The organism is Stenotrophomonas sp. 80084_Sma (assembly GCF_056481995.1).
Map to the genome: position 1 here is coordinate 3,476,919 of NZ_CM151177.1, position 25,766 is coordinate 3,502,684.

At 67.8% G+C, this 25,766-nt stretch carries 27 protein-coding genes; 14 read left to right on the forward strand and 13 right to left on the reverse strand.

What is annotated here, in order from left to right; genetic code table 11:
* The first annotated feature begins 33 nt into the window (after window positions 1-33).
* Window positions 34-624 carry an HAD family hydrolase gene (locus ACZK3W_RS16165; RefSeq protein ID WP_049463206.1) on the forward strand — a complete coding sequence of 197 codons (591 nt, stop codon included), beginning with the start codon at window positions 34-36 and terminating at the stop codon, window positions 622-624.
* 25 nt (window positions 625-649) lie between these two features.
* Window positions 650-1,063: an Rnf electron transport complex subunit RnfB gene (rnfB, locus tag ACZK3W_RS16170; protein WP_121504596.1), complete on the forward strand. Its 414-nt coding sequence runs from the start codon at window positions 650-652 to the stop codon at window positions 1,061-1,063.
* A gap of 151 nt (window positions 1,064-1,214) precedes the next feature.
* On the opposite strand, the gene ACZK3W_RS16175 is transcribed toward rnfB, so the two are convergent.
* Entirely contained in the window at window positions 1,215-1,562 is a 348-nt protein-coding gene (locus ACZK3W_RS16175; protein WP_005410556.1) for a RidA family protein, read from the reverse strand.
* Window positions 1,563-1,754: 192 nt separating this feature from the next.
* On the opposite strand from ACZK3W_RS16175, the gene mprF reads away from it, so the two are divergent.
* The gene (gene mprF, locus ACZK3W_RS16180; RefSeq protein ID WP_197616003.1) at window positions 1,755-4,319 is read left to right on the forward strand and encodes a bifunctional lysylphosphatidylglycerol flippase/synthetase MprF; all 2,565 of its coding nucleotides are present in this window, start codon (window positions 1,755-1,757) and stop codon (window positions 4,317-4,319) included.
* 124 nt (window positions 4,320-4,443) lie between these two features.
* On the opposite strand, the gene ACZK3W_RS16185 is transcribed toward mprF, so the two are convergent.
* The 4 genes from ACZK3W_RS16185 to ACZK3W_RS16200 form a co-directional block, all read right to left on the reverse strand.
* The gene (locus tag ACZK3W_RS16185; RefSeq protein WP_275943022.1) at window positions 4,444-5,790 is read right to left on the reverse strand and encodes a virulence factor family protein; all 1,347 of its coding nucleotides are present in this window, start codon (window positions 5,788-5,790) and stop codon (window positions 4,444-4,446) included.
* Between the two features lie 78 nt (window positions 5,791-5,868).
* A complete protein-coding gene (locus ACZK3W_RS16190) occupies window positions 5,869-6,486 on the reverse strand; it encodes a DUF998 domain-containing protein (protein ID WP_197616002.1) in 618 nt (205 codons plus the stop codon).
* Entirely contained in the window at window positions 6,483-6,656 is a 174-nt protein-coding gene (locus ACZK3W_RS16195) for an oxidoreductase-like domain-containing protein (protein WP_049398321.1), read from the reverse strand. Before ACZK3W_RS16195 ends, ACZK3W_RS16190 begins: the two co-directional genes overlap by 4 nt.
* 50 nt (window positions 6,657-6,706) lie before the next feature.
* Complete coding sequence (locus ACZK3W_RS16200; RefSeq protein WP_049421037.1) at window positions 6,707-7,309, reverse strand: HD domain-containing protein; 603 nt, start codon at window positions 7,307-7,309, stop codon at window positions 6,707-6,709.
* Window positions 7,310-7,537: 228 nt separating this feature from the next.
* On the opposite strand from ACZK3W_RS16200, the gene ACZK3W_RS16205 reads away from it, so the two are divergent.
* Window positions 7,538-8,692 carry a tetratricopeptide repeat protein gene (locus ACZK3W_RS16205; protein ID WP_032129363.1) on the forward strand — a complete coding sequence of 385 codons (1,155 nt, stop codon included), beginning with the start codon at window positions 7,538-7,540 and terminating at the stop codon, window positions 8,690-8,692.
* Window positions 8,693-8,698: 6 nt separating this feature from the next.
* On the opposite strand, the gene ACZK3W_RS16210 is transcribed toward ACZK3W_RS16205, so the two are convergent.
* Window positions 8,699-9,034, reverse strand: coding sequence for a zinc ribbon domain-containing protein YjdM (locus tag ACZK3W_RS16210; protein WP_010482882.1), 336 nt, complete (start codon window positions 9,032-9,034; stop codon window positions 8,699-8,701).
* 192 nt (window positions 9,035-9,226) lie between these two features.
* Here ACZK3W_RS16210 and ACZK3W_RS16215 point away from each other — a divergent pair, with 192 nt between their 5' ends.
* From ACZK3W_RS16215 to ACZK3W_RS16225, 3 genes are all read left to right on the forward strand, one after another.
* The gene (locus tag ACZK3W_RS16215; RefSeq protein WP_032129362.1) at window positions 9,227-10,588 is read left to right on the forward strand and encodes an Hsp70 family protein; all 1,362 of its coding nucleotides are present in this window, start codon (window positions 9,227-9,229) and stop codon (window positions 10,586-10,588) included.
* 271 nt (window positions 10,589-10,859) lie between these two features.
* Window positions 10,860-11,111: a YkgJ family cysteine cluster protein gene (locus ACZK3W_RS16220; protein ID WP_005410565.1), complete on the forward strand. Its 252-nt coding sequence runs from the start codon at window positions 10,860-10,862 to the stop codon at window positions 11,109-11,111.
* A gap of 11 nt (window positions 11,112-11,122) precedes the next feature.
* On the forward strand, window positions 11,123-11,305 hold the full coding sequence (locus tag ACZK3W_RS16225) for a hypothetical protein (RefSeq protein ID WP_005410566.1): 183 nt from the start codon (window positions 11,123-11,125) through the stop codon (window positions 11,303-11,305).
* A gap of 49 nt (window positions 11,306-11,354) precedes the next feature.
* On the opposite strand, the gene ACZK3W_RS16230 is transcribed toward ACZK3W_RS16225, so the two are convergent.
* From ACZK3W_RS16230 to ACZK3W_RS16240, 3 genes are read right to left on the reverse strand one after another with little or no spacing between them, the layout of a single operon-like run.
* On the reverse strand, window positions 11,355-12,236 hold the full coding sequence (locus tag ACZK3W_RS16230; RefSeq protein WP_032129361.1) for a DUF4097 family beta strand repeat-containing protein: 882 nt from the start codon (window positions 12,234-12,236) through the stop codon (window positions 11,355-11,357).
* Window positions 12,237-12,246: 10 nt separating this feature from the next.
* The gene (locus ACZK3W_RS16235) at window positions 12,247-12,780 is read right to left on the reverse strand and encodes a hypothetical protein (protein ID WP_032129360.1); all 534 of its coding nucleotides are present in this window, start codon (window positions 12,778-12,780) and stop codon (window positions 12,247-12,249) included.
* Window positions 12,777-13,355, reverse strand: coding sequence for an RNA polymerase sigma factor (locus tag ACZK3W_RS16240; protein WP_032129359.1), 579 nt, complete (start codon window positions 13,353-13,355; stop codon window positions 12,777-12,779). Before ACZK3W_RS16240 ends, ACZK3W_RS16235 begins: the two co-directional genes overlap by 4 nt.
* 126 nt (window positions 13,356-13,481) lie before the next feature.
* Here ACZK3W_RS16240 and ACZK3W_RS16245 point away from each other — a divergent pair, with 126 nt between their 5' ends.
* Window positions 13,482-13,661 (forward strand): hypothetical protein, encoded by a 180-nt coding sequence (locus tag ACZK3W_RS16245; protein WP_049398314.1) that lies wholly within the window; start codon window positions 13,482-13,484, stop codon window positions 13,659-13,661.
* 35 nt (window positions 13,662-13,696) lie between these two features.
* On the forward strand, window positions 13,697-14,290 hold the full coding sequence (locus ACZK3W_RS16250) for a mechanosensitive ion channel family protein (RefSeq protein ID WP_080291803.1): 594 nt from the start codon (window positions 13,697-13,699) through the stop codon (window positions 14,288-14,290).
* A gap of 710 nt (window positions 14,291-15,000) precedes the next feature.
* On the opposite strand, the gene ACZK3W_RS16255 is transcribed toward ACZK3W_RS16250, so the two are convergent.
* Window positions 15,001-15,267 (reverse strand): DksA/TraR family C4-type zinc finger protein, encoded by a 267-nt coding sequence (locus ACZK3W_RS16255; RefSeq protein WP_032129365.1) that lies wholly within the window; start codon window positions 15,265-15,267, stop codon window positions 15,001-15,003.
* Window positions 15,268-15,427: 160 nt separating this feature from the next.
* Window positions 15,428-15,985: a DUF2058 domain-containing protein gene (locus ACZK3W_RS16260; RefSeq protein WP_032129357.1), complete on the reverse strand. Its 558-nt coding sequence runs from the start codon at window positions 15,983-15,985 to the stop codon at window positions 15,428-15,430.
* Between the two features lie 62 nt (window positions 15,986-16,047).
* Here ACZK3W_RS16260 and ACZK3W_RS16265 point away from each other — a divergent pair, with 62 nt between their 5' ends.
* From ACZK3W_RS16265 to ACZK3W_RS16275, 3 genes are all read left to right on the forward strand, one after another.
* Window positions 16,048-16,548, forward strand: coding sequence for a M48 family metallopeptidase (locus ACZK3W_RS16265; protein ID WP_049421271.1), 501 nt, complete (start codon window positions 16,048-16,050; stop codon window positions 16,546-16,548).
* 47 nt (window positions 16,549-16,595) lie between these two features.
* Window positions 16,596-17,294, forward strand: coding sequence for an RNA pseudouridine synthase (locus tag ACZK3W_RS16270; protein WP_154353117.1), 699 nt, complete (start codon window positions 16,596-16,598; stop codon window positions 17,292-17,294).
* A gap of 138 nt (window positions 17,295-17,432) precedes the next feature.
* Complete coding sequence (locus ACZK3W_RS16275) at window positions 17,433-18,998, forward strand: phospholipase D family protein (protein WP_197616000.1); 1,566 nt, start codon at window positions 17,433-17,435, stop codon at window positions 18,996-18,998.
* Between the two features lie 3 nt (window positions 18,999-19,001).
* On the opposite strand, the gene ACZK3W_RS16280 is transcribed toward ACZK3W_RS16275, so the two are convergent.
* On the reverse strand, window positions 19,002-20,078 hold the full coding sequence (locus tag ACZK3W_RS16280) for an HDOD domain-containing protein (protein WP_032129353.1): 1,077 nt from the start codon (window positions 20,076-20,078) through the stop codon (window positions 19,002-19,004).
* Between the two features lie 278 nt (window positions 20,079-20,356).
* Here ACZK3W_RS16280 and ACZK3W_RS16285 point away from each other — a divergent pair, with 278 nt between their 5' ends.
* Entirely contained in the window at window positions 20,357-21,454 is a 1,098-nt protein-coding gene (locus ACZK3W_RS16285) for a Glu/Leu/Phe/Val dehydrogenase dimerization domain-containing protein (protein WP_125895918.1), read from the forward strand.
* 44 nt (window positions 21,455-21,498) lie between these two features.
* Here ACZK3W_RS16285 and ACZK3W_RS16290 read toward each other — a convergent pair whose 3' ends face one another.
* The gene (locus ACZK3W_RS16290; RefSeq protein ID WP_197615999.1) at window positions 21,499-24,339 is read right to left on the reverse strand and encodes a S8 family serine peptidase; all 2,841 of its coding nucleotides are present in this window, start codon (window positions 24,337-24,339) and stop codon (window positions 21,499-21,501) included.
* A 183-nt stretch (window positions 24,340-24,522) separates the two neighbouring features.
* Here ACZK3W_RS16290 and ACZK3W_RS16295 point away from each other — a divergent pair, with 183 nt between their 5' ends.
* Window positions 24,523-25,698 carry a thiolase family protein gene (locus ACZK3W_RS16295; RefSeq protein ID WP_010482849.1) on the forward strand — a complete coding sequence of 392 codons (1,176 nt, stop codon included), beginning with the start codon at window positions 24,523-24,525 and terminating at the stop codon, window positions 25,696-25,698.
* The last annotated feature ends 68 nt before the right edge of the window (window positions 25,699-25,766 follow it).

Here is a 25,766-nt window from a genome sequence, read left to right on the forward strand (position 1 = left end):
GCCACCGGAGGCAACGCGATGGGAAGCAACGGAATGGAACTGGCGCTGTTCGACTTCGACCACACCGTGACCACCTGCGATACCTATGGCCGTTTCCTGCGCCGCGTGGCCACCGCCGAACAGCTGGCGCAGGCGTGGTGGAAGGTCGGCCCGTGGCTGGCCGCATACAAGCTCAAGCTGATCTCGGCCGAACGCATCCGCGCACGCGTCACCCGCCTGACGTTCAGTGACCGCCACAGCGATGACATCGCCACGCTGGCCGCCGGCTTCTCGCGTGAGTTCCTGCCCGACGTGGTGCGCCCGGAAATGCTGGAGCAGATCCGCTGGCACAAGGAACAGCAGCACACCGTGGTGATCGTGTCCGGCTCGCTGGACCTGTATCTGCGGCCGTGGTGCGAACAACTGGGCCTGCAGTTGATCTGCAACCGGCTGGAGAGCCAGGACGGCCGTCTCACAGGTCGCTATGCCGGTGGTGACTGTGGCCCGCGCAAGGTCGAGCACATCCGTCGCCAGTTCGATCTGTCACGCTACGTGCGCATCCATGCCTACGGTGACAGTTCCGAAGACAAGCCGATGCTGGCGCTGGCCCACGAGCGCTGGTTCCGTGGCAAGCCCTTGAAGTAACCCCAACGCGCAGCCTTCGCCACGCATGAGCCTGATTCCTCCCCTGACCGAACGCCTCGACCGCCTGCTGCCGCAGACCCAATGCGGGCAATGCGGCTACGACGGCTGCCGCCCGTACGCGCAGGCCATGGCGCGCGGCGAGGCAGGCGTGGACCGCTGCCCGCCGGGCGGCGACGCTGGCGCGCGCGCACTGGCGCAGGTACTGGACGTACCCACCATTCCGTTTGATCGTTCGCGCGGCGAGCACAAGGCGCCGCAGGTGGCATTGATCGTGGAAGCCGACTGCATCGGCTGCACCAAGTGCATCCAGGCCTGCCCGGTGGATGCCATCGTCGGTGGCGCCAAGTACATGCACACGGTCATTGCCGATCTGTGCACCGGTTGCGAGCTGTGCATTCCACCGTGCCCGGTGGATTGCATCGAGCTGGTGCCAACGTAGCCACCAGACCAACCGGCAGTGGAGCGGCGGGGTAGAGTCGACTGTTGGTCGACTGCTCTTCGTTCCGGCGGCGCAAAACCCCGCGCTGCGCGCGATAGTCGACTAACCGTCGACTCTACCCTCCACTGGTGGGACCTGACCTTGCCTGCCGTTACGGTACCGCCGCCGTCACTACGATCTCGACCTTCCAGTCAGCGTGGGCCAGCTTGGCCTCGACCGTGGCACGCGCCGGGGTCGCACCCTCGACCACCCACTCATCCCACGCCTTGTTCATGCCGTCGAAGTCGGCCATGTCGGCCAGGAACACCTCGGCGCGCAGCACGTGCTGGCGGTCACTGGCGACCAACGCCAGCAGCTTGTCGATTTCTGCCAGCACCTGCCGGGTCTGGCCGGTGATGTCCTGGCTGGTGTCTTCCGGAATCTGGCCGGAGAGATAGGCGACCTTGTTGTATACGGTCATTTCGGACATGCGCGGTCCGACGTCGTAACGCTCCATCATGGGCGTGGCTCCTGCGGTTGATCAGGCCTGCATTGTCCTCCAAACCGGTCGACGGTGGGTGCACGGGCATCCTCCGCGACACGTCACTACCGGACTCCGACGGTCCCACTGGTCAAATGACGATGACAGGCGCACGATGCGCCACGCCCGCGTTGACACCGCCCTCGCCCCTCCTGCCGCACCCTTGCGCCGATGACCGCCCCCGTCGATTCCACCACTGCCTCTTCCACGCCAACCTGGAAGCGGGTTGCCACCATCGTCATCCCCCTGCTGATCCTCGCCCTGGCCCTGCACGGCCTGGCCAACGAGTTCGACGAGCACGGCTATCGCGCCATCCGCCAGGCGTTCCGGCAGCTCAGCGGCACGCAGATCGCGCTCACCGTGGTACTCGGCCTGGCCAGTTACGCCTGCCTGATCGGTTTCGATGCCATCGGCCTGCGTCGCAGCGGCATCCGCGTGCACCCCGCGCGCGTCGGCATCACCGCCTTCCTTGCGCACACGCTGGGTCAGACCGTGGGTTTTGCCGCGTTGACCGGCGGCGCGGTGCGCCTGCGTGGCTACCGCAGCGCCGGCCTGGACCTGGCGCAGATCGGCCAGGTGGTGCTGATGAGCACGCTCGGCTTCGTGTTCGGTGCATGGCTGCTGATCAGTGTGGCGCTGTGCATGGAACCGGCTGCCGCAGCCTTGGCACTGCCGCTGGATCCCAATGCGGTACGTATCGTCGGCATCGTCGCGTTGCTCGCCTACCTCGCCACGGTGCTGCTGGTCGGCCGCGATGGACGGCAGTTCCGTGTGTTCGGTCATGCCTTGTGGCTGCCCGACCGCCGCACCATGATCGGTGTCACCGTGCTCAGCGTGATCGAACTGGTGCTGGCCAGTGCCGCGTTCTACGTGCTGCTGCCGGACTCCACGCCCACCGGCCTGCCAGGCTTCGTCGGGCTCTACCTGGTGGCAGTGCTGGCCGGCCTGGTCTCCACCGTGCCCGCGGGCCTGGGTGTGTTCGAGTGGAGCCTGCTGAAGCTGTTGCCGCAGGTGGCACCGGCAGCGGTGCTGGCGGCGGCGCTGATCTATCGCGTCACCTACTACGTGCTGCCGCTGGTGCTGGCCACCCTGCTCGCCCTTGCGCCTGCCCTGCGGCAGCCGCTGCAGGCCAGCGCCGGAGCAACGCGTGCCGGCTGGAACGCGCTGCGCCCGTGGCTGCCGCAGATCATCGCGCTGGCGGTGTTCAGCATCGGCGCCGCGCTGGTCATCGACGGCACGCTGCCGACGCCGCGCCGTCACCTGGTCAACGCCTCGCTGCCGATCCTGGAAACCTCGCACCTGATCGGCAGCCTCAGCGGGGTCGCGCTGCTGCTGATCGGCCAGGGCCTGGCCCGGCGCAGCCATGCGGCGTGGATGCTGGCGATGGTGGTGTGCGTGGTCACCCCGTTGCCGTTGTGGCTGCGTGGTGGCCAATGGCTGATCGCAGTTTCCGCAGTGCTGGCGGCGATGGCGCTGTGGGCCGCGCGCCGCGAGTTCTACCGCCAGGGCGCACTGCTGGATGAAGCCTGGTCGTGGCCGTGGCTGCGCAACCTCGGCCTGGTGCTGGTCGCGGTCACCTGGCTGCTGTTCTTCACTTACAGCCACGTCGAGTACCAGAACGAGCTGTGGTGGCAGTTCGCGGTGTCCGGCAACGCGCCGCGCGCGCTGCGTGCGTTGCTGGTGGTGGCCATCGCGCTGGTGATGTTCGGCCTGGCGCGGTTGCTGCACAGCACGCGCAGCCCGCTGCAACCCGCCGACGAAGCCACGCTGCAGTCCCTGGCGCCGGTACTGGCCGGTGCCACCGATACCCAGGCCTGCCTGGTACTGACCGCCGACAAGGCGGTGCTGCGCGATGACGCGAAACAGGGCTTCGTGATGATGCAGCGCTACGGCGGTTCGCTGATCGCGATGGGCGATCCAGTCGGCCCGCCTGACGTGGCGCGCGCGTTGATCTGGCGCTTCCGGGAGGAAGCCGACCGGCTGGGCCTGCGCCCGGTGTTCTACCAGGTGGGCGAGACCTACTGGCAGACCTACCTCGACCTGGGCCTGGGCCTGGTCAAGCTGGGCGAGGAAGCGATGGTGCCGCTGCATGACTTCGGCCTGGAAGGCCGCGAACGCGCCGATTTGCGCCAAGCCTGGAACCGGGGCAAGCGCGGTGGCCTGACCTTCCGCGTGGCACCGGTGGAGGAAATTCCCAGCCTGCTGCCGCGCCTGCACGCAATTTCCAATGCATGGCTGGAAGACAAGGCCGGCGATGAGAAGGGCTTCTCGCTGGGCAGCTACGACCCGGATTACCTGGTGCGCTTCCCGGTGGCGCTGGTCGAGGCCGAGGGCCAGATCGTGGCGTTCGCCAACCTGTGGCAGGCACCGGCCGGCGCCGAGCTGTCGGTCGACCTGATGCGCCACGTCAACGAAGCACCGAAGGGCACGATGGACTTCCTCTTCATCGAACTGTTCCTGTGGGGCCGCGCGCAGCGCTATGCGCGTTTCTCGCTGGGCATGGCACCGTTGTCCGGGCTGGCACAGCATCGGCTGGCCGGTCGCTGGAACCGACTGGCCGGCCTGCTGGCGCGGCACGGCGAACGCTTCTACGGATTCAGTGGCCTGCGCCGCTTCAAATCGAAGTTCGATCCGCAGTGGCGGCCGCGCTATCTCGCCGCGCCCGGCGGCATGCATCTGCCGGCCGCGCTGCTGGATGCCACGCGCCTGATCTCGCTGGATCCGCGGCGGAATTGAAGCCGCGATCCGCCGGGCATGGCCCGGCGCTACCTGCCACCCGGTAGGTGTCGACCTTGGTCGACACGCTCATTCCACGGCACCTTCAGCCCCGGCGCCGACCAAGGTCGGCGTCTACCAAACGCTACACCCCGCCCTTCAGGATCACTTCGGCGAGGCGGTCGTAATCGCCACCGAAATGGTGATCGCCCGGCAGCTTCACCTTCCTCACGCCGTCATTGGCCGGCAGATCCGGGCACAGCGCGTCCTCATCCTTGTCGCCGTACACGCACAGCGTTTTTTCCGCCGGCAGCCTGGCCACTTCCGGTGCAATCGGCAGGCCGTCACCGCCACCGCCCAGCCAGTTGCTGACATGGAATTCGAAGTCGGCCTTCCTGCCCACCGACAGCAGCACGATGCGCTCCAGCGCCTCACGGGTGCCGACGTCGAGCTGGTTGATGGTGGCCGGCAGCACGTCGGCGCCCTGCGAGAAACCGATCAACATCACCTTGTCGCGGTGCCATTGCTGGCGGTAGTGGTCGATGATCTTCTGCAGGTCGCCCGCAAAGCCCTTCGGTGTGCGCTCGCTCCAGAAGTAGCGCAGCGAATCGATGCCGACGACCGCCACGCCATGCTCGTTGAGTGACGACGCCACGTTCTTGTCCAGGCCAGCCCAGCCACCGTCACCGGAGACGAACACCGCCAGCGTATCGCCGCTGCCGGTCGCCGGCATTTCCACCACGGGCAGGCCCTTCAGTGCAGCAGGCGGCGGTGCCAGGCTGACGCCGGCCTGCGCGCCGATCACCCGTGCCGCAGCCACCAGGCCCGGTGACGCATCACCGCGCGCGGTGCGCTTGAACTCGCGTGCCATCGCGACCTGCTGCACGAACGCGCTGGCCTGGCCGACCTTGCAGCCGCGGTCACCGGCCGCGCTCAACCACGGAAAATTCAGTTCGGCCGGCTGCAGCCTGTCGTGCTTCACACCATCGCCGCAGACCATGCGCTGGTGGTTGTGGTCCGGGCAGAAGCCGGTGGTCAGTACACCGGCGAACACCTGGGTATCGGCCTGCGCTGCCAGCGAATAGGCCATCTCGGCACCTTCGCCATCACCGCCGACCAGCGGCAGGTGGTAGCCGGGCAGATGCAGCGAGGCCTGCAGCCAACGTGAGAAATTCTCGACGTCACCGGAACCGAACGAACAGGTCGGGTCCCCCTCGCGCTTGAGCACACCGCGCAGGTGCGCAATGTCCACTGCCGCGACCAGCGCGCCATCGGCACGCAGGGCCTCGATCGGCAGGCGGCTGGTGTCACCACCGGCCGTGGGTTCGTGGAACCAGATCACCACCCGTTGCGGCGTGCCGGATGGCATGTGCACCGGAATCTGCTCGAACCGCCCATGGCTGAACTGCTGCGGGGTCACGGCCGCCGTTGCCGGCAGCGCGGCCAGCGCCAGTACCACACCCATTGCCCTGCCCAGCCCTGCACGCTTCATATCGCATCCCCGATGGAATGCGCACACGATACGCCGCCGCCGCGTGCACGGCACGTACCGGCGCAGGCCGTTGGGGATTCAGTGGGCTGCGGCCCGACGGCTGCGACGGTACAGGGCCATCGCCAGATACAGCAGCCAGCCAACGATCACCGCGATCACCACTTTCTGTCCCAGCCCACGCGGTGGACCACCACGCCACAGCACATGCAGCCACAGCAGCACAAAGGCCAGCCATGCCCAGCCCCAGAGCAGGCCCGCAGCGGACTGCCAACCCGGTTCGCGGCGCAGATACCAGGCCTGCAGCAGCATGCCGACGCTGGCACACAGGAACGCCGTGTTGGCTGCCAGCCCATGGATGAACGGTGCCAGCAGCGGTGTTGCTTCAGGCAGCCAGCTGTCGCCGATGGCGACCGTCGCCAGGCCCAGCGCGGAAACCGTGAACAGCAATGGTGCGGCGGCACTGCGCCGCGGGCCGATGCTGCCGCGATACAGCGCAATGCCAAGCGCCGCAATGGCCAGCGCCAGCAGGCAGTAGGCAGCGCGCAATGCCAGCCCCCACGGCCCGTGCAGGTACAGGCTCAAGGTCGCCCGCACCCAGTCCAGATCACTGCGCGCAACCTGGGTCCACAGCGCGGTGGTCACGAACAGCACCAGTGCCACCAGCGCCAGCACGGCCGCCGGGCGTGCACGGCTCATGGTGCGGCCTCTGGATGCCGCGTCTTCCACTCGGCCAGCGCCTTGCGGTAGCGCTGCAGCTCATCGGAATACAGGTCCAGCACACACAGTGGGCAACCACTGCCGCAGCATTCGTTGGGGCCGGGTTCTTCCGGTGGCAGCGGGCGGGGATCGGGATCAGGGACGGACACGGTCGGAAACGGCAATCATTGGAAACAGGTCACCAGTGTACCGGGCCGGCTCAAACGCCCAGCTGACGTCGCAGGTTGTCACGGGCGGCCGCGTCCAGGCGCTGGTGGAAGAACTCGCTGAGGAAGATCCGCGGAGCGCGCAGCAGGCCCTGCAGGAAGCGGCGACGGCCGGCACGGTACAGGAAGCCCGGCACCACCCCTTTGTATTCTTCGGCCACGCCACGGTCATAGGCAGCGAACACCGGTTCCGGCGCGGCCAGGATCGCCATGTCGCAGTCCAGGAACAGCGCCGCCTCGGCATCCACATCCTCCGGACCAAGCGCGCCGTGGCGGGCGGTCAGCAGGATCAATTGCTCCACGCGAGCGGCGTCGACAGTGGCAAGCTCTGGCGCCTGTGTGATCGCCTGCAGAGCCAGCTGCGCCGAACGCGCCTCGTTGTCCTTGCGCCCCGCCTGGTAGATCGCATCGTGATAGAGCACGGCCAGATAGATCTCGGCCGGCTGCTTCCAGCCGGGGCCGTCGGCGACATCCTGGCAATGCTGCAGCACCGCGCGCACATGGCCGAAGTGGTGGTAGGCCCGTGGCGGCGTTGCATAGCTGTCCTGCAGCGCCTGCCACTGCGCCGGGGCAAGCGTCAGCGGTGAGAAGTCCATGACCGGATCATCCCGCCTGCGCCGGCGCCGGGCAAGCTGGCGGTTTTTTCACCACGCACTCACAACGCTTGCCGGGCGGGGCCCGGAGCCAGTTGTCCACAGCTTTGTCGAGCGCTGGTCCACACCGGTTGTGGATGAACGCGGCGCCGACCAACGGTCGCTGCAGCCGGACATCCATGGGCATACACTCGCCACAGGCGGGAGCGCCCGCCGCTGCCGGGAACCGTCATGTACCGTTCTGCCGCCCATTGCCTCACTCTTTCGCTGCTGGCCTTCTGTGCTCCTGCCTTCGGCGCAGGCCAGGCACCGCCCGCCGATGTGGTGACGACCCCGACCATCACCGTGTCGGCCGCACGTGTGCCGACCCCGGAAGAAGTGTTCGCCATTCCCGCGGACCTGCGTGCGATGCTCCAGAAGCAGGTGATCCAGCGCAGCTACTCCCGCGACCAGCGGCTGCAGGCGCTCGTGGAGATGATCTTCGACCAGCACGGGCTGGACCTGCAGTACGACGCCAATGCGACCTACACCGTCAGCGATATCTGGCAGCACCGCCGCGCCAACTGCCTGGCCTTCACCCTGCTGTTCGTGACGCTTGCGCGGGAGGCTGGCATCCAGGCCCGCGTGCAGGAAGTCGGGCAGGTGGTGTCCTGGTACCAGGACCAGGACGCGGGCGTGGTCTACAGCGTCGGCCACGTCAACGCCGGTGTCGACGTCGGTGGGCGTTTCGGTACCGTCGATCTGGACCGCAATGTGCTCTATGACCGCCGCGGCCCGGTTCCCGTCAGCCGTGCGCGGGCGTTGGCGCACTTCTACAACAACCGGGGTGCGGAGCGCCTCGCCGACGGTGATTTCGTCGGCGCGCGTGCATTCTTCGACGCGTCCCTGGCTCAGGACAGCGGGTTCGCTCCGGTGTGGAACAACCTCGGCGTGCTCGACCACCGCGAAGGCAACAACGAGGCGGCGCGGCAGGCGCTGGACCGATCGCTGCAGCTGGAAGGCCGCCAGGATGCCGCACTGACCAATGCCTCCGCGCTGTTCCGCAGCCTGGGCTTGACCGCGCAGGCACAGTCACTTGAGCGCCGGTTGAAGTCGGTGCAGCGCGAAGACCCGTTCGCGCAGTACATGTTCGGCGCCAAGGCCGAACGTGCCGGCCAGCTGGACCAGGCGATCCGCTATTACCGGCAGGCCGTGCGCCTGTATGACACCGCGCATCAGTTCCACTTCGGGCTGGCACGCGTCTATTTCCTGGCTGGCCAGCTCAAGCGCGCCGATCGCGAACTGCTGCGTGCACAGGAACTGGGGGGCGCGCCGGAGCAGGCGCGCTACCAGGCCAAGCTGGACAGCCTGGCCCGCTGGCGCGCGCAGCAGCAGGCCAAGCGCTGAAGGCGATCAGGCCTTCTTGAGGAAGCAGGTCTTCAGGACCAGGCCCTTGATCTTGTCCGAGTTGCCTTCGATGTGCTCGGCGTCATCCTCGACCAGGCGGATGTTGCGGATCACGGTGCCCTGCTTGAGCGGGATCGAGGAGCCCTTGACCTTCAGGTCCTTGATCACGGTGACGGTGTCGCCGGCCTGCAGGGTGTTGCCGTTGCTGTCACGCACGACCAGGGTGGAACCGGCGCTTTCCTCGGCGGTCCATTCGAAACCGCAGTCGGCGCAGATCCACAGCGCACCATCGGCGTAGGTGTTTTCCAGGGTGCACTGCGGGCAGGCGGGGGCAGAAGACATCAGCAAGTACCTCAAAGTGAATCAACAGCCGCCATTGTAACCGCCTGGCTCCCTGCCCTTTTCCGGCCAGCGCCCGGCGGCTCGCATGACCCGATCCGGAACCCCCACCCAGAACAGAAGGCCGCAGGAACTTGCAGTCGGCGACGAACTGCAGCAGAGTGCGCGGCCCCTGATCGCCCCCCGGAACTCCCCATGCGCCTCGGCATCGACTTCGGTACCAGCAACTCCGCCGCCGCCATCGTGCATGAGGGGAAACTGCTGCCGATCCGCTTCGGCGACGCCGAGCAGTTCCGCACCAGCGTGTACTTCCCTGGCGTGGTGCCCGACCCGGACGACTTCCAGCTCGACGCCGGCCAGGAACACGAGCTGCAGCAGATGATCGACAGCGCCGCGCGCGCGGCCCGCGCCGCCGGCCAGGAACGCACGCCGCAGGCGCTGCGCCGCGAAGCCCTGCGCGCACTGCGCCGGGAATGGATGGAAGCCCGCGCCGGCAAGGAGCGCAGCGCCAGCGACCTGCTGCAGAACGCGGTCTACGGCGACGACGCGCTGGAAGCCTATTTCGAGGAACACGAAGGCAACCTGGTGCAGAGCCCGAAGTCGATGCTGGGCTACAACCTGCACCCGCGCGCGAAGCAGACCATCACCGGCATCGCCGCGCACATCCTCGAGCACATCCGCCTGACCGCCAGCGCCCAGCTTGGCCAGCCGCTGCGTGCCGCCCTGCTCGGCCGCCCGGTGCAGTTCCGCAGCTCGATCGGCGCGGCCGGCAACGATCAGGCACTGGACATCCTGCGCGAAGCCGCCACCCAGGCCGGTTTCGACCAGATCGATTTCCTCGAGGAACCGGCCGCGGCGGCCATGCATTACCACGCCGAAAGCCGCGAGCGGCACCAGGCGGTGATCGTTGACATCGGCGGCGGTACCACCGATATCGCCCACGCCGAAGTTGGTGGCGATGCTGCGCCGCGCATCCACCGCGCCTGGGGTATCGCCCGTGGCGGTACCGACATCGATCTGGCGCTGAGCCTGTCCAGCTACATGCCGCTGTTCGGCCGCGGCATCACCCGCGTGCCCGCCCACCACTACGTGGAAGCCGCCACCGTGCAGGACATGACGCGCCAGCGCGACTTCCGCCAGCACAAATACGACCACGTCGACGAACCGTGGGGCGCGCGCCTGCAGGCCCTGCAGGACACCGGCAACACCGCCCGCCTGTACCGCGATGTCGAACGCGCCAAGATTGCCCTCAGCGCCGCCAGCGAACACCGCAGCACGCTGGACTACATCGCCCGCGACCTGCATGCCGACAGCAGCGCCGACGGCCTGGCCGCCGCCGCCCATGGCTACCTGGAGCAGATCCGCGAACTGCTGGCCCAGGTCCGCAGCGACATCGGCGGCGACCCGGACGCGGTGTTCCTGACCGGTGGCATGTCCCGTGCCGGCTACCTGCGCCAGGCCGTGGCCGAGGCCTTCCCGGGGGCCCGCATGGTCCACGGCGAGCCCTCGCTGGGCGTGGTCCAGGGCCTTGCGCTGGCGGCAGCCAGCCAGGATTAACAAAACGTTACGCGGTCTAAGTTACTCTTGGTCGGCTAGAACCACGCTGCACCTTCCGCCGGCCACGCCGGTGTGTGTCCACAGTGCAGCCTGGCCCGCCCCGCGGGCCTAGCGGCCATGCCTTCCTGGCTCGTTCATGGTCCGCGCAGCACCTGAGCCGCCATCGAGACCCGCTTTGGGCACCCGCCAGGCCCCTGTGGCCTTACAACCTGACGCAGCACCTGCACCCATCGACTGCCGCCGTTGTGACGCGGTCTGTTGCCGGCTGCCCGTGCTGCTGCAGCCCGGCGACCACGTGCCCGGCCAGTTCCTGTCACGCGACACCCACGGCCGTGCCGTGATGGCGCGCAACGAGGAAGGCTGGTGCGCGGCGATCGATCCCTATCACCTGCGCTGCACGATCTATTCGCAGCGCCCGGCGATCTGCCGCCAGTTTTCGATGGGCGGCGATGACTGCCGCCGCGAGCGGCAGGACTACCTGCGCCAGGCCGATGCCTGGGCGCTTTCCTCCCCTTCCACCTGACAGGAGCAACCATGCCCCGCAAGGCAAAGACCCCCGCGAAGGCCAGCAACAGCATCCGCAGCGAACGCAAGGGCGCGGCCGCCAGCACAGTGGTCAGCAGCGATTCGATCGCTTCGGACCTGGCAGCGTTCCGCAAGGCCGGTGGCAAGATCGAAGTCCTCGGCACCACCTGGGCACTGAAGAAAGCCAGCTGACCCAGTATCGACCGCGGCGGCGCTGCCGCCGCGGCCTGCCGGATCGCGTTCAGCGGTCCAGGCGTACCCGCACACTGCCCGAATGCGACTGGATGCGGATGTCACCATCACCGCCGCCCAGACGCGTATCGAGGTGGCTGCCCGGCCCATAGCGCGGCCGCTCCACCTGCCCGGCATCGCTGTTGATCGATCCGCTGAAGCTGTTCACCGACAGCTGTGCCGACACCGTGCGCGGCAGGCTCAGCGTGACCGAGGCACTGACCGATTCGACGTTGATGCGGCCGCCGGGAGCCAACCCGGCCGCTGCCAGATCGATGCTGCCCGAGACGGTCTCCACCGCCAGCCGCTGCACGCGCCCGGCATCCACCTCGACCCGACCGGACACCGTCTGCGCACCGATATCACCGGACACGCCGCCGCCGGCCTCGATCCGGCCACTGACCGTGTTCACGTCCAGCTTCGGCGTCTGCAGGCGTGCGCTGACGCTGCCACTGACCGTGTTGAGCTTGCTGTCGCCACTGCGGCCAGCCGCGCTCAGGCTGCCGCTGACCGTGTCGGCCTGCAGCCGTCGCACATCGATGCCACTGATGTCCTGGCTGGCGCTGACCGTGCTCAGCAGCAGCTCCACCGAGCGCGGCACGTTCAGTACCAGCGTCGCGCCACCATTGCTGCTGCGGCGCGGGTATTCGATCTCCCAGCGCACACGGTTGGCACTTTTCTCCTGACGCAGCTGCAGGCCGTCGCTGAGCGTGCCGGTGAGCTGCACGTCATTGCGGTCCCAGCCACGCACGGTCACCTTGCCGGCCACATTGCTCAGCTCGATGCGACCGCCCGCGGCCAGGGTGTGGCGCTCGTCGATGCGGGTGTCGGCCAGCGCCACGGCAGGGGCCAGCAGCAGCGCGACACAGCAGGAAATCAGGGTTCGGGTCATGGGGGTCTCCTCAGGTCGTCAAGCCGGACTCGGCGGCATAGGCCGCCTGCCGGGTCAGTTCCAGCCGCAGCGCGTAGGTGCGCTTGAGCTGGCCAAGCAGGTGCGGCGCACGCGGGTCCTGCGCCAAGGCGGCACGGATCTGCGCTGCGCTTTCATCCAGTTCGTGCAGCGCCGGCTGCCATTCCGGCGCCCGTCCATCGGGCAGCGAAGCGACGGCCTGCTGGTACTGCTCGGTCATCGCCGCCGCCTGCAGCTGCAGCGCTGAAGGTACCGGCACCTCCGGCTGCGCATGCCGCCACGGTGCCACCGCGTAGAGCGCCAGGCTGGCCGCCAATGCCGCACCGACCGGCAGCCACCAGCGACGCCGCGAGCGCGCTGGCAGGGCCACCACGTTGTCGCCCGGCGCAGGTGCCGCCTGCGGTTCACGCGGCGGCAGCTGCGCCGACAGGCGTGCCCAGCCATCGGTGGGTACGCCGCGTTCGGTCGGCAGCGCGCGCAGCCGGGCCAGCAGATCGTGGTCGGAATCGTGGTCGTGTGTACTCATGTCATGTCTCCCAGCCGTGCGCGCAACAGGCCGCGCGCACGATGCAACTGTGCCTTGGAACTGCCGACGGCCATCTGCAGCTGTTCGGCGATTTCCTGGTGTTTCCAGCCTTCGATGTCGTGCAGTACCAGTACCGCACGTGCCCGTGGCGGCAGTGTCGACAGTGCCCGTTCGAGGTCGCGTTCGGTGCCGGCGCAACGATCGTGCACTGCCAGCTCCTGCAACCCTCCGTCCACTTCGTCGAGGCTGTCGTGATCCTGCCCGCCCGCACGTCCACGCAGCTCCATCAGTGCCGCGTTGACGCCCAGCCGGTGCAGCCAGGTCGACAGGCTGCTCTCGAAACGGAAGCCCGGCAGCGCCTTCCACGCCTGCAGGAACGCTTCCTGCAGCGCGTCCTCGGCGCGTGCCTGCTGGCCGCCACACAACCGCCACAGCACAGCGAATACACGGGGCGCGTGGCGCCGGTACAGCAGTTCATAGGCAGCGGTGTCACCGGCGGCCGCCGCCCGCACCAGGGCGGGTTCATCGACGGCGTCGTTGGCGGCAGGCGGCGCGGGCATGGTGGTGTCGAGCATATCGCTTGGATGCGGCGACCCGGGAAAAGGTTTAGAGCCGATCGATGATCGATGGCATGCAACCTTTTGGGTGGCTGCTGCATCCATGAAAGGTCCTTCGCGAAATTGCCGTCCAGGAGTCCTGCCATGTCCAGCCCATCCTGCGCCGCCCTGCTGGTGATCACCGCCTGTGTCCTGCTGCAGGCGCTGGGCCTGTCACTGCAGCTGCGTCCCGACAATGGCCGCGCCTGCCTGCAGCAGCACCGCCAGGAACTGGTGTGCGTGGCCTGGAACCCGGCGGTCGAATCCCCCGCACGCGCCGGGTAACATCAGGGGCCGTTCCCGCCGCCTGTTTTCGCCCCATGATGTTGTCGCTGAAGGATCACCTGCCCGCCTGGACCCACCCGTGGTTGAACTACGCCGGCGTCGCGCTGCAGATCGTACTGGTGCTGCTGGTCGCATGGCTCCTGCGCGTGCTCGCCCGTCGCCTGATCCGCCGCTTCGCCGAGCACTACACGCTGCCGCCGGAAATGGTGATGGGCGCGCGCCGGATCACCAGTTTCGTGGTCTATTTCAGTGCCCTGCTGTACATCCTCAGCCTGCTCGGCGCGAAGCCGTCGGTGCTGTGGACCGCGTTCACCGGCTTTGCAGCCGTGGGCGCGGTGGCCTTCTTCGCGGCGTGGAGCGTGCTGTCCAACATCTTCTGCACGCTGCTGATCTTCACCACCCGCCCGTTCCGCCTGCACGACTACATCGAGGTGCTGGAAAACGGCGAGAAGCCGGGCCTGAAGGGCCGGGTGATCGACGTGAACCTGATCTACACCACGCTGCAGGAAACCGGCGACGGCCACGAGGGCACGGTGCTGCAGCTGCCGAACAACCTGTTCTTCCAGCGCACGGTGCGCCGCTGGCGCGACCCGGCGCAGGCCCCCGGCGGCATCCAGGGCGACGGCTGAGGGTGGTTTTCGGCAGGGCTGCGCCCTGCACCTGCTACGAGCTGGAGCAACAGCAACAGCCGAAGCAACGGCAAAAGCTGGCTTCCTGCGGGATGGCTGGGTGGGTCCGGTTGAGGGAGACGCTGCAAGTCCCCCCTCCGGGGCCCGGCCCAGCCGCTGGCGGCTGTGCGTTCGGGCGCTTGCGAAGCAGTGCTTCGCAAGCAAAGCGCCCTCACCCATGTAAGCTCGGTCGCCGCTTGCTCGTGTGCGCGTTCCTGCGCACACGCAAGACCGGGGTTGGGCGTCCTGCCCAACCCGCCCGAGGCATGCCTCGGGCCCATGCGGCTCACGCCCCCTCAACCGGACCCACACCGCCTTCGACAGATTTCCGCGAGCTGTCGGAACGACGCATTGCCCTGGTGGGTGTCGACCTGGGTCGACACGGTAGATCCACGCCATGCGTGGATGACTCATTCGATATCTGACAGATGTGTCGACCAAAGTCGACGCCTACCTACAGCCGCGGAAATCTGTCAGAGGCGGGACGGTGTGGGTAGGCAGGACCGTTGGCGCCATGGATGGCGCCATCGAGCCCCCATGGAAGGGTTTACGGCGTGTCCTGCCTACCCACACCGTCCCGCCTACCTGCGGAATGCCCGCTTTTGACGTTGAAGTTGCCTTGGCTTGAAGGCTTCGGCAGGTGCAGAGCTGCAAGCCCTGCCGAACAACCTTTACCTCAACTGGCTGTCCTTGCTGCCACGCCGGTTGTAGCCGGCATGCGCCTGCGCTTCGTCGTCATGCGCCTGCTGGCACGCCACGCACAGCCGTACCCCGGGCACGGCCTGGCGCCGCGCCAACGGGATCGGCGCGTCGCATTCCTCACAATGTTCCAGACCAGGCCCCTCGCGCAGCTGGCGCCGCGCGCGGGCGATCGCATCGTCGACGGTGGCGTCGATCTGGTCTTGGACCGCGCCGTCTCCCGCCCAACCGGTGGCCATGGCCATCCTCCGCAGGTGTGTCGCCTGATATGGGGACGATACACCGCGCAGCAAACGGTAGCGCCGAGCCATGACCGGCAGGCCTTCAGCAAGCTGAGCAGAAGGCAGACGGGCCGGAGCAGGCCATTTGCGACTTAATCCCCTCCGTCCCCTTTTTGGCTTACCAGACCAGGTCGTCCGGCACCTGGAACTGCGCGTAGTAGGCGTCGTCCTCGGCATTGCCGGTGGAGATCTCGGCGGTCGAGCCCGGCTGGCCGTGGTCGACGATGATCGCCTCCGGGGCGCGTTCACGCACTTTTTCGGCAGCGGCGCGCGGCAGCAGGGCGTAGCCCTCGCCGTGGGCAACGATGACCAGCACGCCCACCGACAGCGCCTTGCGCAGCTTGGGGTCGATCAGCAGGGTGCGGATCGCCGCGCCATCGCTGAAGCGGTACTCGTCGTCGCCCTTGTGAGGCACGGCATGGGCCGTGATGATCTGCCGGGCCTGGGCCTTCTGTTCAGCCTGCCTGGCCTGGGCATTGCGCTCGGCGGCCAGTGCGCGGTCGCGCTCGACCTTCTCGGCGCGGGCCCGTTCAGCCTCGCGCTGGACATCGGCCGAGGTCGATTCGGCCTTGCCCTGCCGGGCCTTGGCCTGCGCGCTCGCGGCAGCGCTGGCCTGCGACTTCTTGGCCAGGCCGGCCTTGAGCAATTGTTCCTGCAGCGCGTTGGGCTTTGCCATGGTCGATGCGTACCGCGTGTAATCTTGGATGCCCCATTCTACCGACGCCCCGCCGCCCCTGCATGGCAGTCCTGAAGTACCTCACCGGCTATCCCGAACCCCTGGTCGCCCAGGTCAGTGAACTACTGGCGCAGGGCAAGCTCGGCCCCTGGCTGCAGCAGCGCTATCCCGATCCGCACGAGGTGCGCAGCGACCGCCAGCTGTACGACTACACGCAGGAGCTGAAGGACCGCTACCTGCGCAAGTCGGTGCCGCTCAACAAGGTCTGCTACGACAACACGCTGGAAGTGATCAAGCATGCGCTGGGCACCCATACCGCCATCTCCCGCGTGCACGGCGGCCGCCTCAGGGCCAGCCGCGAGATCCGCATCGCCACCGTGTTCCGCCAGGCACCAGCGGCGTTCCTGCGCATGATCGTGGTGCATGAACTGGCCCACCTGAAGGAAGCCGATCACAACAAGGCCTTCTACCAGCTGTGCCAGCACATGGAGCCGGAGTACCTGCAGCTGGAGTTCGATACCCGCCTGTACCTGACCGAGCTGGCCAACCGCGGCCAGCGCTGACCGGCCGCAGCGGCTACACTGCGCGCCCCCTGCCTGACCTTTCCGCCATGGAACCGATCCGTCTCGACAAACGCCTGTCCGCCCTGCTCGGCATCCCGCGCGGCGAGGCGCGACGCTACATCGAAGGCGGCTGGGTCACGGTCAATGGCGACGTGGTGGAACAGCCGCAGCGCCCGGTCGATGACAGCGCGGTGATCGTCGTGGCCGAGCAGGCCAGCGATGAAAAGGCCGAGCGGGTCAGCATGCTGCTGCACAAGCCGGCAGGCGTTGCCGCTGAAACCCTGTGTGCGCTGGTCAGCAGTGACAGCCGCAGCGAACTTGATGCCAGCGACATCCGTCCGCTTCAGCGTCACTTCCACGGCCTGCAGCTGGCCGCCTCGCTTCCGGCCAGCGACAGCGGCCTGGTGGTGGTCAGCCAGGACCCGGCCACGCTGGCCCATCTGCAGCGCAATCTGGGCCGCACCGAACAGGAATACCTGATCGAAGTGGCCGAAGGCGGTCCCGAGCGCGGCCCGTGGCTGATGGCGCGGCTGCAGCAGGAATCGGGCGGCGCCAAGGTCAGCTGGCAGAGCGAGCAGCGCCTGCGCTTCGCCGGCAAGGGGCTGACGGCCAAGGGCCTGCGCGTGGCGGTCACCGCTGCCGGCCTGCAGGTCGCGGCCGTGCGTCGGCTGCGGATTGGCCGCGTGGCACTGGGACCGCTGCCTGCGGGGCAGTGGCGTTATCTGGGCAGCGACGAGCGCTTCTGACCGCGAAATCCCTGCCATCCACGCATGGCGTGGATCTACTGCAGCGGGTCTATTGGCTTTCATCCACGCATGGCGTGGATCTACTGCAGCGGGTCTATTGGCTTTCATCCACGCACGGCGTGGATCTACCATCGGGGCATGAGCCTGCCCAAGCCCCTGTGGCGACGCCTGCTGCGCGTCGCTGCGATCATCCTCGCCGCGCTGTTGCTGCTGGTCCTGTCCGGGCTGCTGCTGGCCGACCACCTCACCCCGCAGGCACAGGGCGCACCCTCGCATGTGCTGCCACTGCAGCCGGCGCAGACCCGCATCGACCAGCAGATCGTGCCGCTGCAGGACGCACACCCCGGGCAGTCCGGCGTGGCGTTCCTCAGTGATGGCATGGATGCCTTCGCCGCGCGCGCGATGATCACCGCGCACGCAGGCCGCAGCCTGGACCTGCAGTACTACATCTGGCACGACGACCTGATCGGCCATCTGATGGCCAAGGCGCTGTACGACGCCGCCGAGCGCGGCGTGCGCGTGCGCATCCTGCTTGACGACATGAACGCCAAGGACAAGGACGCGTTGATGATGGCACTCGATGCGCATCCGAACATCGAGATCCGCCTGTACAACCCGTTCCGCAACCGCAGCGGCATCGCGCGCACGCTGGAGCTGGTGCAACGCGCTTTCAGCGTGAACCACCGCATGCACAACAAGAGCTGGATCGCCGACGGCCGCATCGCGATCGTCGGTGGCCGCAACATCGGCGAGGAATACTTCAGCGCGCGCGACGATGTGAACTTCCAGGACCTGGACCTGGTGGTGGCCGGCCCCGCCGTGCAGCAGGCCAACCAGATCTTCGACGACTACTGGAACAGCAGCACGGCGATCCCGATTTCCGCACTGGCCTCGTATACCGATGCACAGTTGCAGCAGCTGGTACGGCAGTCGGACCTGGATGCCATGCATGCCAAGGCACAGCCCTACCTGCAACGCGTGGCCGAGTCGCGCGCGCTGCAGCGGCCCAGCCCGGAACCGCTGCACTGGAGCGCGAACGTGCGCATCGCTTCCGATCCGCCGATGAAGCACCGCGATGACGATCGCCGCGGCTGGCTGGTCAGCCGTCTCAGCGACGAGTTGCGCAGCACGCGGCGCAGTGCGCTGTTGATCTCGCCCTACTTCGTGCCCGGCAACGAGGGGGTCGAGGCGCTGTCGGCGCTGGCCGCACGCGGCGCGCAGGTGGGCGTGGTGACCAACTCACTGGCCGCCAACGATGTGGCAGCGGTACACGGCGGCTACATGGGCTACCGGGTGCCGCTGCTGAGGGCCGGCGTGCAGCTGTACGAACTGAAGGCACACGGCCAGCTGGATGCCAGCCTGTTCGGCAGCAGCGGCGCCAGCCTGCACACCAAGGCATTCGTGGTCGATGACCGCCGCGGTTTCGTCGGTTCGTTCAACCTCGACCCGCGTTCGGCCTACCTCAATACCGAAATGGGCGTGCTGTTCGATGACCCGGCGCTCGGTGCACAGCTGCGCGACGAGTACCTGCGCCTGGCCGGCCCGGAGCACAGCTGGTGGCTGGCGCTGGGGCGCGATGATGACCTGCGCTGGCTGGAGCGGCAGCCACCGCCGCACTGGGTGGAGGCCGAACCCGGGGCCAGCCTGGGCAAGCGCTGGACCGCGCGGGTGATCAGCTGGCTGCCGGTGGAATCGCAGCTGTAGCGCTCAGGGCGCAGGACCCGCCTCTTCCTGTCCGGCGTCATCCCGTGTTTCCACGCTGCGCCCATGCAGGCGCCGCCAGATCCAGCGCAGCGCATGCGGCGGCGCCGAAGGCAACTGTTCAAGCAGGGCCAGCATGCGGCTCTGGCTGGCATGTCCGTGCCGGCACAGCAGGCTGGCCGCTGCGGCCGCGCTGGCCAGGCGCAGGCTGTCGGCCAGCGGGCCATCCGCCTCGGGCGCCAGCGCCTGGTGCACCGGCTCTGGCAGCTCCCAGGCCGCAGCCACGCGTTGCGCCAACGGCAGTGACCACTGCTGGAGCAGCTGCAGCGCCAGCGCCGGCTCCACCGTTTCATCTCGTGCCTGCGCTTCCTGCAGCAGCTGGCGCATCACCAGCGCGGCCCCCAGCCCCTGTACCAGGCCCAGCCACTGGGCGGCGAAGGCATCGCCGAAAGTGACCGTGCGCGCGTGGTCAGCGGCTGCGCGCGAGGCCAGCAGTGCGTGCTCCCAGATGATCGTGCTGAACTGCGGAAACACCTCGCACTGCACCTGCATCACCGGCTGCACCAGAACTGCGCTGATGATCTGTCGCACGCCTTCGGTACCGACCAGCGTCACCGCCCGCTGTAGGCTTTCCACCGGGCGCTCGTGCACCTTGTAGGCCGGGCTGTTGGCGATGCGCAGCAGGTTGCCGGTCAGCACTGGGTCCTGGCCGATGATCGCCGCCATCACCCGCGCCGACGCAGCATCGTCGTTGACCGTCTGGATCAGCTGCGGCAGCAGTTGCGGGCGGCGCGGCAGCTGACGGGCCGCCCAGTCCCGGTCCTGCAGCGCGCGCGCCACCGCCTCGCCCAACCCCGCGGCCTGCACCGCCGTGGATTCACCGGCCAGGCGCGGGTACAGGGCCAGTGCATGCAGGCCACGCTGCAGATGTGCAGCGATCTCGGCCGAGGGCAGAGCCTCGCCCTGCAGGCTGGCCGCAGCCGCCGCCACCGCCTGCCGCGACGCCGCCGCCAACCGGGACGGTGCCGTCCCGGTCGAGCGCGCCAGCCAGCCACGCAGTGATCGCCACCAGGCCGGCGTCATCGCCGCCCGCCCTGTCGTTGTGGTGCCCTTGCCGTCACTGACCGCCCTGCCTCTTCACGCGAATCCGGCCACCCGCCGTCGTCGCAGCATCGGCCGAACTTTCATCTTCTTTAACCGGAAGGCCACCGATGTCGACGGCACCGGCCGGGGGAATGGACTAGAATGGCGCCGCGCGACCCGTCCCCCTGCACCGACGACGTCGCTTTTTTTGTTTTGGGACCCTACCGTTCACTGGCCGTTCGCTGCAGTTCGCCGCTGATCGCGCCATCGGAGACGCCATGCTATTCGAAACCCTCGCCACCACCGGCCACGAACAGGTGGTGTTCTGCCACAACCACGACGCCGGCCTGAAGGCGATTATCGCCATCCACAACACCACCCTCGGCCCGGCCCTGGGCGGCGTGCGCATGCGCCCCTATGCCAGCACCGAAGAGGCGCTGGCCGATGCGCTGCGGCTGAGCCGGACGATGACCTACAAGAATGCACTGGCCGGCCTCAACGTGGGTGGCGGCAAGGCGGTGATCATCGGCGACCCCAAAGTGGACAAGACCGAGGTGCTGTTCCGTGCCTTCGGCCGCTATGTCGATTCGCTGGGCGGGCGCTACATCACCGCCGAGGACGTCGGAACCGACGTCAACGACATGGAGAACATCTACCTGGAAAGCCAGTTCGTGACCGGCGTGCACCAGGTCCATGGTGGCTCCGGCGATCCCGCCCCGTTCACCGCCTACGGTGCGCTGCAGGCACTGATGGCGTCGATGCGCTTCAAGTTCGGCCATGAGGAAGTGGGCAAGACCAGCATCGCCGTGCAGGGCCTGGGCCACATCGGCATGGAACTGGTGAAACTGCTGCGCGACCGCGGTGCCAAGCTGTACGTCACCGACCTGGACAGCGCGCTGGTTGATCGCGCGGTCAGCGATTTCGGCGCCGAAGCGGTCAAACCGGATGAGATCCACGAGGTGAACGCCGACGTGTTCGCACCGTGCGCGCTGGAAGGTGCGATCAACGCCGACACGCTGCCGCGGATCAAGGCGAAGATCATCTGCGGCACCGCCAACAACCAGCTGTCGAGCCTGGAAATCGGCGACGAGCTGCATGCGCGCGGCATCCTGTATGCGCCGGACTATGCAGTCAACGCCGGTGGCGTGATGAACGTGTCGCTGGAGATCGACGGTTACAACCGCGAACGCGCAATGCGCCTGATCCGCAGCATCTACCACAACCTCACCCGCATCTTCGAACTGTCGCAGCGCGAGAACATCGCGCCGCAGCGTGCCGCCGACCGCATCGCCGAAAGCCGCATCCTGTCGATCGGCAAGCTGAAGATGCCGCTGGGCCGCAGCACCCCGCGCCTGGGCAACCTGCGCGGCGGTTGAACCCGCCGATGTCGCGCCGGGCATGACCCGGCGCGAGCCGTCCTTCAGAAGCCGGTGCTGTAGTGCAAGGCGGCCTGCCGCGCACCTTCGCCACCAACGCGCTGGTCGAAGCCCAGGCTCAGGCGGCCATTGCGGCCCCACCACGATTCCAGCGCCACGCCGATCAGCGCACTGCCGCGCGGCGCGTTCCAGCCCGCCAACGGCGCCCAGGCGTCGACGCCGACGAAGCTGGCCTGCCAGTCCGCATCCGCACCATCAAGCCGTTGCTGCCATTCGGCATGCCCACGCAGCGTCCAACGCCCCCAGCCGCGCTCGCCGCGGATACCGGCCAGCATCTGGCTGCGCTGCACGCGGTTGGCATCGCCCCGCAGGCCGAAACCAAAACCGCCGAGTTCATTGAAGGCGTCGGTCTCCACACGCGTGGTGCTGGCACCGACGTAGGGCGTCATCGATGCGCCCGCACGCCCCAGCCGGTACCCGCCCTCCACGCTGGCACTGCTGAAACGGCCGCCGTACCGCGCGGAGACGCCATAGGCACCCGCACCGAGCAGCAGCTGACGATCCAGCGCGCGGGTGAACTGTCCGCTCCCCACCTGGGCCAGCGCGTAGCCACGCCCCAGATTCCAGCCGGCATACAACTGTGCCTGCGCCTGGCGATCACGCCCACGATCACCGCCGAAACTGCTGCCACCAGTGCTGCGGGTCTCGCCAAACGCCACGCCCATCAGGCCGTTGCTGCCCAGTGGCAGATCCTGGCCGGCCATCCAGCCCCGGCTGTCGGCAGCGTTGCCGGCGAAGCTGCCCTGCCCCGCCTCACCCAGCGCGCTCTGCCAGCTCCCGCGCAGGCGCGGTGCGGCCTGTACACGATCAAAACGCTCGGCGATCGCACGCCGCGACATGTCGATACTGTCGAAGGTCGCTGCTTCGGCTCGCGCATGCGCTTGACCGGACAGGCTCTGCAGGCTGGCGGCCAGGCCCTGCGGGCCACCGCCGGTCCACTGCAGGGCACCGGCCGCTGCACCAAAGGCCGATCCCTGCAGGCCTGTGTTTTTGTCCAGCGCTGCGAATGCACCTTCCAGGCGCTGTGCTGCCGCCTGGGCGGACGCCCCCAGCCCGCTGGCCGCTGCGGTGACGCTGACCTGGGTCAGGTTCAACCACGCGTTGTTGCTGTCATAGCCGTAGCTGCTCTGCAGCAATGACAGCCCCTGCAGGCCACTGGAGGTAGCCGGCGTACTGAAGGTGCCGCTGAGTCCGCCTGCCGCATGGATCAGGTCCTGCCGGCTGCCGTTCTGTGGCACGTAGCCGGAAACGAAGCCATGCACGCGCACGCCACCGTCGATCGTGGCATTGCCGGTGACCTGCAGCGCATTGGCGCCCAGTGCGATCATCAACTGTGCGCCGGCCTGCTGGGTGTAGTTGCCCTCGATGGTGCCGGTGGTGTTGCCGGTGGTGAGGAATACGCTGCTGCCGTTGACCACATTGCCGATCACGCGGGGCGTGCCGCCATTGAACTGCAGGCCGGTCGAATCCGGATCGGACTGGCCGAGGATGGTCACGTTGGAACGGATCACGCCACCGTTCTGCAGCGACAGGATGCCGCGTTCGATGCGGGTGGCACCGGTGTAGCTGTTGTTGCCGGCCAGCACCAGGGTGCCCCCGCCCTGCTTGACCAGCCCGCCGCTGCCGACGATATCGTTGCGCCACGCCGAGCCGGTCGAGGCCAGATCCACGTTGGCGACCACATCACCCCAGTCGAAACGACCCGGACCGTTGATCGCACGACCGATGTCGAGCAGGCCGTAGCCGAACACCGGATCCACGCCCGGCGCACCGATGTCCTTGGCGGTACCCAGCAGGGTCTGCCGCACCAGATCGTTGCTGAAGTACGGGAAGCGCTCCCAGACCAGCGCCGCCGCACCGGAAATCAAGGGCGCCGCGAATGACGTGCCGTAGTTCCAGTAGTAGCTGCCACCGTTGGCATCGGGGTAGACCGCGCTGCCGGGCGCCGCCAGGCAGTAGCGGGCCGCCTGGCCACAGGCATTGGCATAGCTGGCCAGCGTACCGGGCGCATACGGATCCACGGCGGTGGCCACCAGCCAGCCGCGCTCCAGGTCGGCAGCCGGCAGCGTGCCGGCCACGCCCTGCTGGCTGGGCAGTGCGGCCAGGCTGCTCGGCTCGCTGCGGCCATCATTGCCCGCGGCGAACACCACCAGCCCGCCATGGTTGATCACGAAGGGGCGATATTCGGCGGCCACCTGCGCGGTGGTCGGCAGGTCGGTCCAGTAAAGGCCGCCCCACGAATTGTTCATCACCTTCACGTTGTAGCTGATCAGGTCCTGGTGGACCTGCGCCACGCCCAGCGGGCCGCTGAAGGAATTGCCCTTGCCGCTGCCGTCATCGACGGGCGGCTTGTCGGCAATGATCCGTGCCGACACGATCTGCGCCTTTGGCGCGATGCCACCCGGCCAGGAGCCCGTTGCCGCGCCGGCGGCGAGGCTGGCCACGGCGGTGCCGTGGCCGACCACATCATCGACACCCAGATTGTTCCTGGCCGGATCGATGTAGTTGAGGTTGGCCAGCACCCGGCCATTCAACGCCACCGCATTGCGCTGCACGCCGGAGTCGACGATGCCGATGCGCACGTTCTGGCCGGTCAGGCCGGCAGCCTGTGCGGCGCGCGCATTGGTGACTGACAGATGCGCGTCGAAGGCCGGCTCCTGCGGTTTGACCGGGGGCGGCGTCGTCGGTGGCGGGGTAGTCGGTGGCGGCGGTGGTGGCGGGGTATCGATGCGCACGTTGCCGCCCCCGCCACCTCCACCACAGGCCGTCAGCGCTACCGCCAGCGCGGTTCCCAGGGCAGACCTCACCATCATCGTGCGTTCCATCGATTCCTTCCCATGAACGTTGTCCTGCCTTAATCCCGGCAGGCGTGCGGCCGCGCCCAGCGGCGGCCCTCCCCGACCCTCTATACTTGGGTCGACCCCCACGCAGTCTGCCGGGAAACCGGGGCACATCCAACGGCCCCCGGTCTCCTTTCCGAACATTGCTTACGCATCAACGAGATTGCCATGTCCAACATCGTCATCGCCGCCGCCAAGCGCACCGCCATCGGCTCCTTCCTCGGCCAGTTCAACGGCGTGCCGACCCCGACCCTCGGCGCGGCCGCCATCGCTGCCGCCCTGGAACAGTCGGGCATCCCGGCCAGCGACGTTTCCGAAGTCCTCATGGGCTGCGTGCTGCCGGCCAACCTCGGCCAGGCGCCCGCCCGCCAGGCGGCGATCGCTGCCGGCATCCCGCTGTCGACCGGTGCCACCACGCTGAACAAGGTGTGCGGCTCGGGCATGAAGACCATCATGCTCGGTCATGACCTGATCAAGGCCGGTTCGGCCAGCATCGTTGTCGCCGGCGGCATGGAATCGATGTCCAACGCGCCGCACATGCTGCCGAACTCGCGCACCGGCAACCGCTTCGGCAACTTCCAGGCGGTCGATCACATGGCCCACGATGGCCTGGTCAACGCTTATGACGGCAAGGCGATGGGTGAATTCGCCGAATGCGCCGTGGACAAATACCAGTTCAGCCGCGAAGAGCAGGACGCCTACGCCATCGAATCGGTCAAGCGCGCGCAGGCGGCGCAGGCCAACGGTGCGTTCGCCGATGAAATCGTCGCGGTGAAGGTCGCTACCCGCAAGGGCGAAGTCGAGGTCACCACCGACGAGCAGCCGGGCCGCTCGGACATCGCCAAGATCCCGACCCTGCGCCCGGCCTTCAAGAAGGACGGCAGCGTCACTGCCGCCAGTTCCTCCAGCATCTCCGACGGCGCTGCTGCAGTGGTCCTGCTGACCGAGGAAGATGCAGCCGCTCGCGGCATCACCCCGCTGGCCCGCATCGTCGGCCACGCGACCCATTCGCAGGAACCGGAGTGGTTCACCACCGCCCCGATCGGCGCGCTGCACAAACTGCTGGACAAGACCGGCTGGTCGCTGGACCAGGTCGATCTGTTCGAGATCAATGAAGCCTTCGCCGTGGTGGCGATGGCGCCGATGCGCGAACTGGGCATTCCGCACGACAAGCTCAACGTGAATGGCGGCGCCTGCGCACTGGGCCATCCGATCGGTGCCTCCGGTGCACGCCTGGTGGTGACCTTGGTCAACGCCCTGCGCACGCGCGGTGGCAAGCGCGGCATTGCCACCCTGTGCATCGGCGGTGGCGAAGCAACGGCAATCGCCATCGAATTGATTTAAAAAGATTTAACGATGATTTCGCAAAAATGAATGCGGGATCGCTTGACACCCAATCTTGGCTTGTCATC

Coding starts and splice junctions, on each gene's coding strand:
- ACZK3W_RS16165 (WP_049463206.1), top strand. CDS start 34: ATGGAACTGGCGCTGTTCGACTTCGACCACACCGTGACCACCTGCGAT.
- rnfB (WP_121504596.1), top strand. CDS start 650: ATGAGCCTGATTCCTCCCCTGACCGAACGCCTCGACCGCCTGCTGCCG.
- ACZK3W_RS16175 (WP_005410556.1), bottom strand. CDS start 1,562: ATGATGGAGCGTTACGACGTCGGACCGCGCATGTCCGAAATGACCGTA.
- mprF (WP_197616003.1), top strand. CDS start 1,755: ATGACCGCCCCCGTCGATTCCACCACTGCCTCTTCCACGCCAACCTGG.
- ACZK3W_RS16185 (WP_275943022.1), bottom strand. CDS start 5,790: ATGAAGCGTGCAGGGCTGGGCAGGGCAATGGGTGTGGTACTGGCGCTG.
- ACZK3W_RS16190 (WP_197616002.1), bottom strand. CDS start 6,486: ATGAGCCGTGCACGCCCGGCGGCCGTGCTGGCGCTGGTGGCACTGGTG.
- ACZK3W_RS16200 (WP_049421037.1), bottom strand. CDS start 7,309: ATGGACTTCTCACCGCTGACGCTTGCCCCGGCGCAGTGGCAGGCGCTG.
- ACZK3W_RS16205 (WP_032129363.1), top strand. CDS start 7,538: ATGTACCGTTCTGCCGCCCATTGCCTCACTCTTTCGCTGCTGGCCTTC.
- ACZK3W_RS16210 (WP_010482882.1), bottom strand. CDS start 9,034: ATGTCTTCTGCCCCCGCCTGCCCGCAGTGCACCCTGGAAAACACCTAC.
- ACZK3W_RS16215 (WP_032129362.1), top strand. CDS start 9,227: ATGCGCCTCGGCATCGACTTCGGTACCAGCAACTCCGCCGCCGCCATC.
- ACZK3W_RS16225 (WP_005410566.1), top strand. CDS start 11,123: ATGCCCCGCAAGGCAAAGACCCCCGCGAAGGCCAGCAACAGCATCCGC.
- ACZK3W_RS16230 (WP_032129361.1), bottom strand. CDS start 12,236: ATGACCCGAACCCTGATTTCCTGCTGTGTCGCGCTGCTGCTGGCCCCT.
- ACZK3W_RS16235 (WP_032129360.1), bottom strand. CDS start 12,780: ATGAGTACACACGACCACGATTCCGACCACGATCTGCTGGCCCGGCTG.
- ACZK3W_RS16240 (WP_032129359.1), bottom strand. CDS start 13,355: ATGCTCGACACCACCATGCCCGCGCCGCCTGCCGCCAACGACGCCGTC.
- ACZK3W_RS16245 (WP_049398314.1), top strand. CDS start 13,482: ATGTCCAGCCCATCCTGCGCCGCCCTGCTGGTGATCACCGCCTGTGTC.
- ACZK3W_RS16250 (WP_080291803.1), top strand. CDS start 13,697: ATGATGTTGTCGCTGAAGGATCACCTGCCCGCCTGGACCCACCCGTGG.
- ACZK3W_RS16255 (WP_032129365.1), bottom strand. CDS start 15,267: ATGGCCACCGGTTGGGCGGGAGACGGCGCGGTCCAAGACCAGATCGAC.
- ACZK3W_RS16260 (WP_032129357.1), bottom strand. CDS start 15,985: ATGGCAAAGCCCAACGCGCTGCAGGAACAATTGCTCAAGGCCGGCCTG.
- ACZK3W_RS16265 (WP_049421271.1), top strand. CDS start 16,048: ATGGCAGTCCTGAAGTACCTCACCGGCTATCCCGAACCCCTGGTCGCC.
- ACZK3W_RS16270 (WP_154353117.1), top strand. CDS start 16,596: ATGGAACCGATCCGTCTCGACAAACGCCTGTCCGCCCTGCTCGGCATC.
- ACZK3W_RS16275 (WP_197616000.1), top strand. CDS start 17,433: ATGAGCCTGCCCAAGCCCCTGTGGCGACGCCTGCTGCGCGTCGCTGCG.
- ACZK3W_RS16280 (WP_032129353.1), bottom strand. CDS start 20,078: ATGACGCCGGCCTGGTGGCGATCACTGCGTGGCTGGCTGGCGCGCTCG.
- ACZK3W_RS16285 (WP_125895918.1), top strand. CDS start 20,357: ATGCTATTCGAAACCCTCGCCACCACCGGCCACGAACAGGTGGTGTTC.
- ACZK3W_RS16290 (WP_197615999.1), bottom strand. CDS start 24,339: ATGGAACGCACGATGATGGTGAGGTCTGCCCTGGGAACCGCGCTGGCG.
- ACZK3W_RS16295 (WP_010482849.1), top strand. CDS start 24,523: ATGTCCAACATCGTCATCGCCGCCGCCAAGCGCACCGCCATCGGCTCC.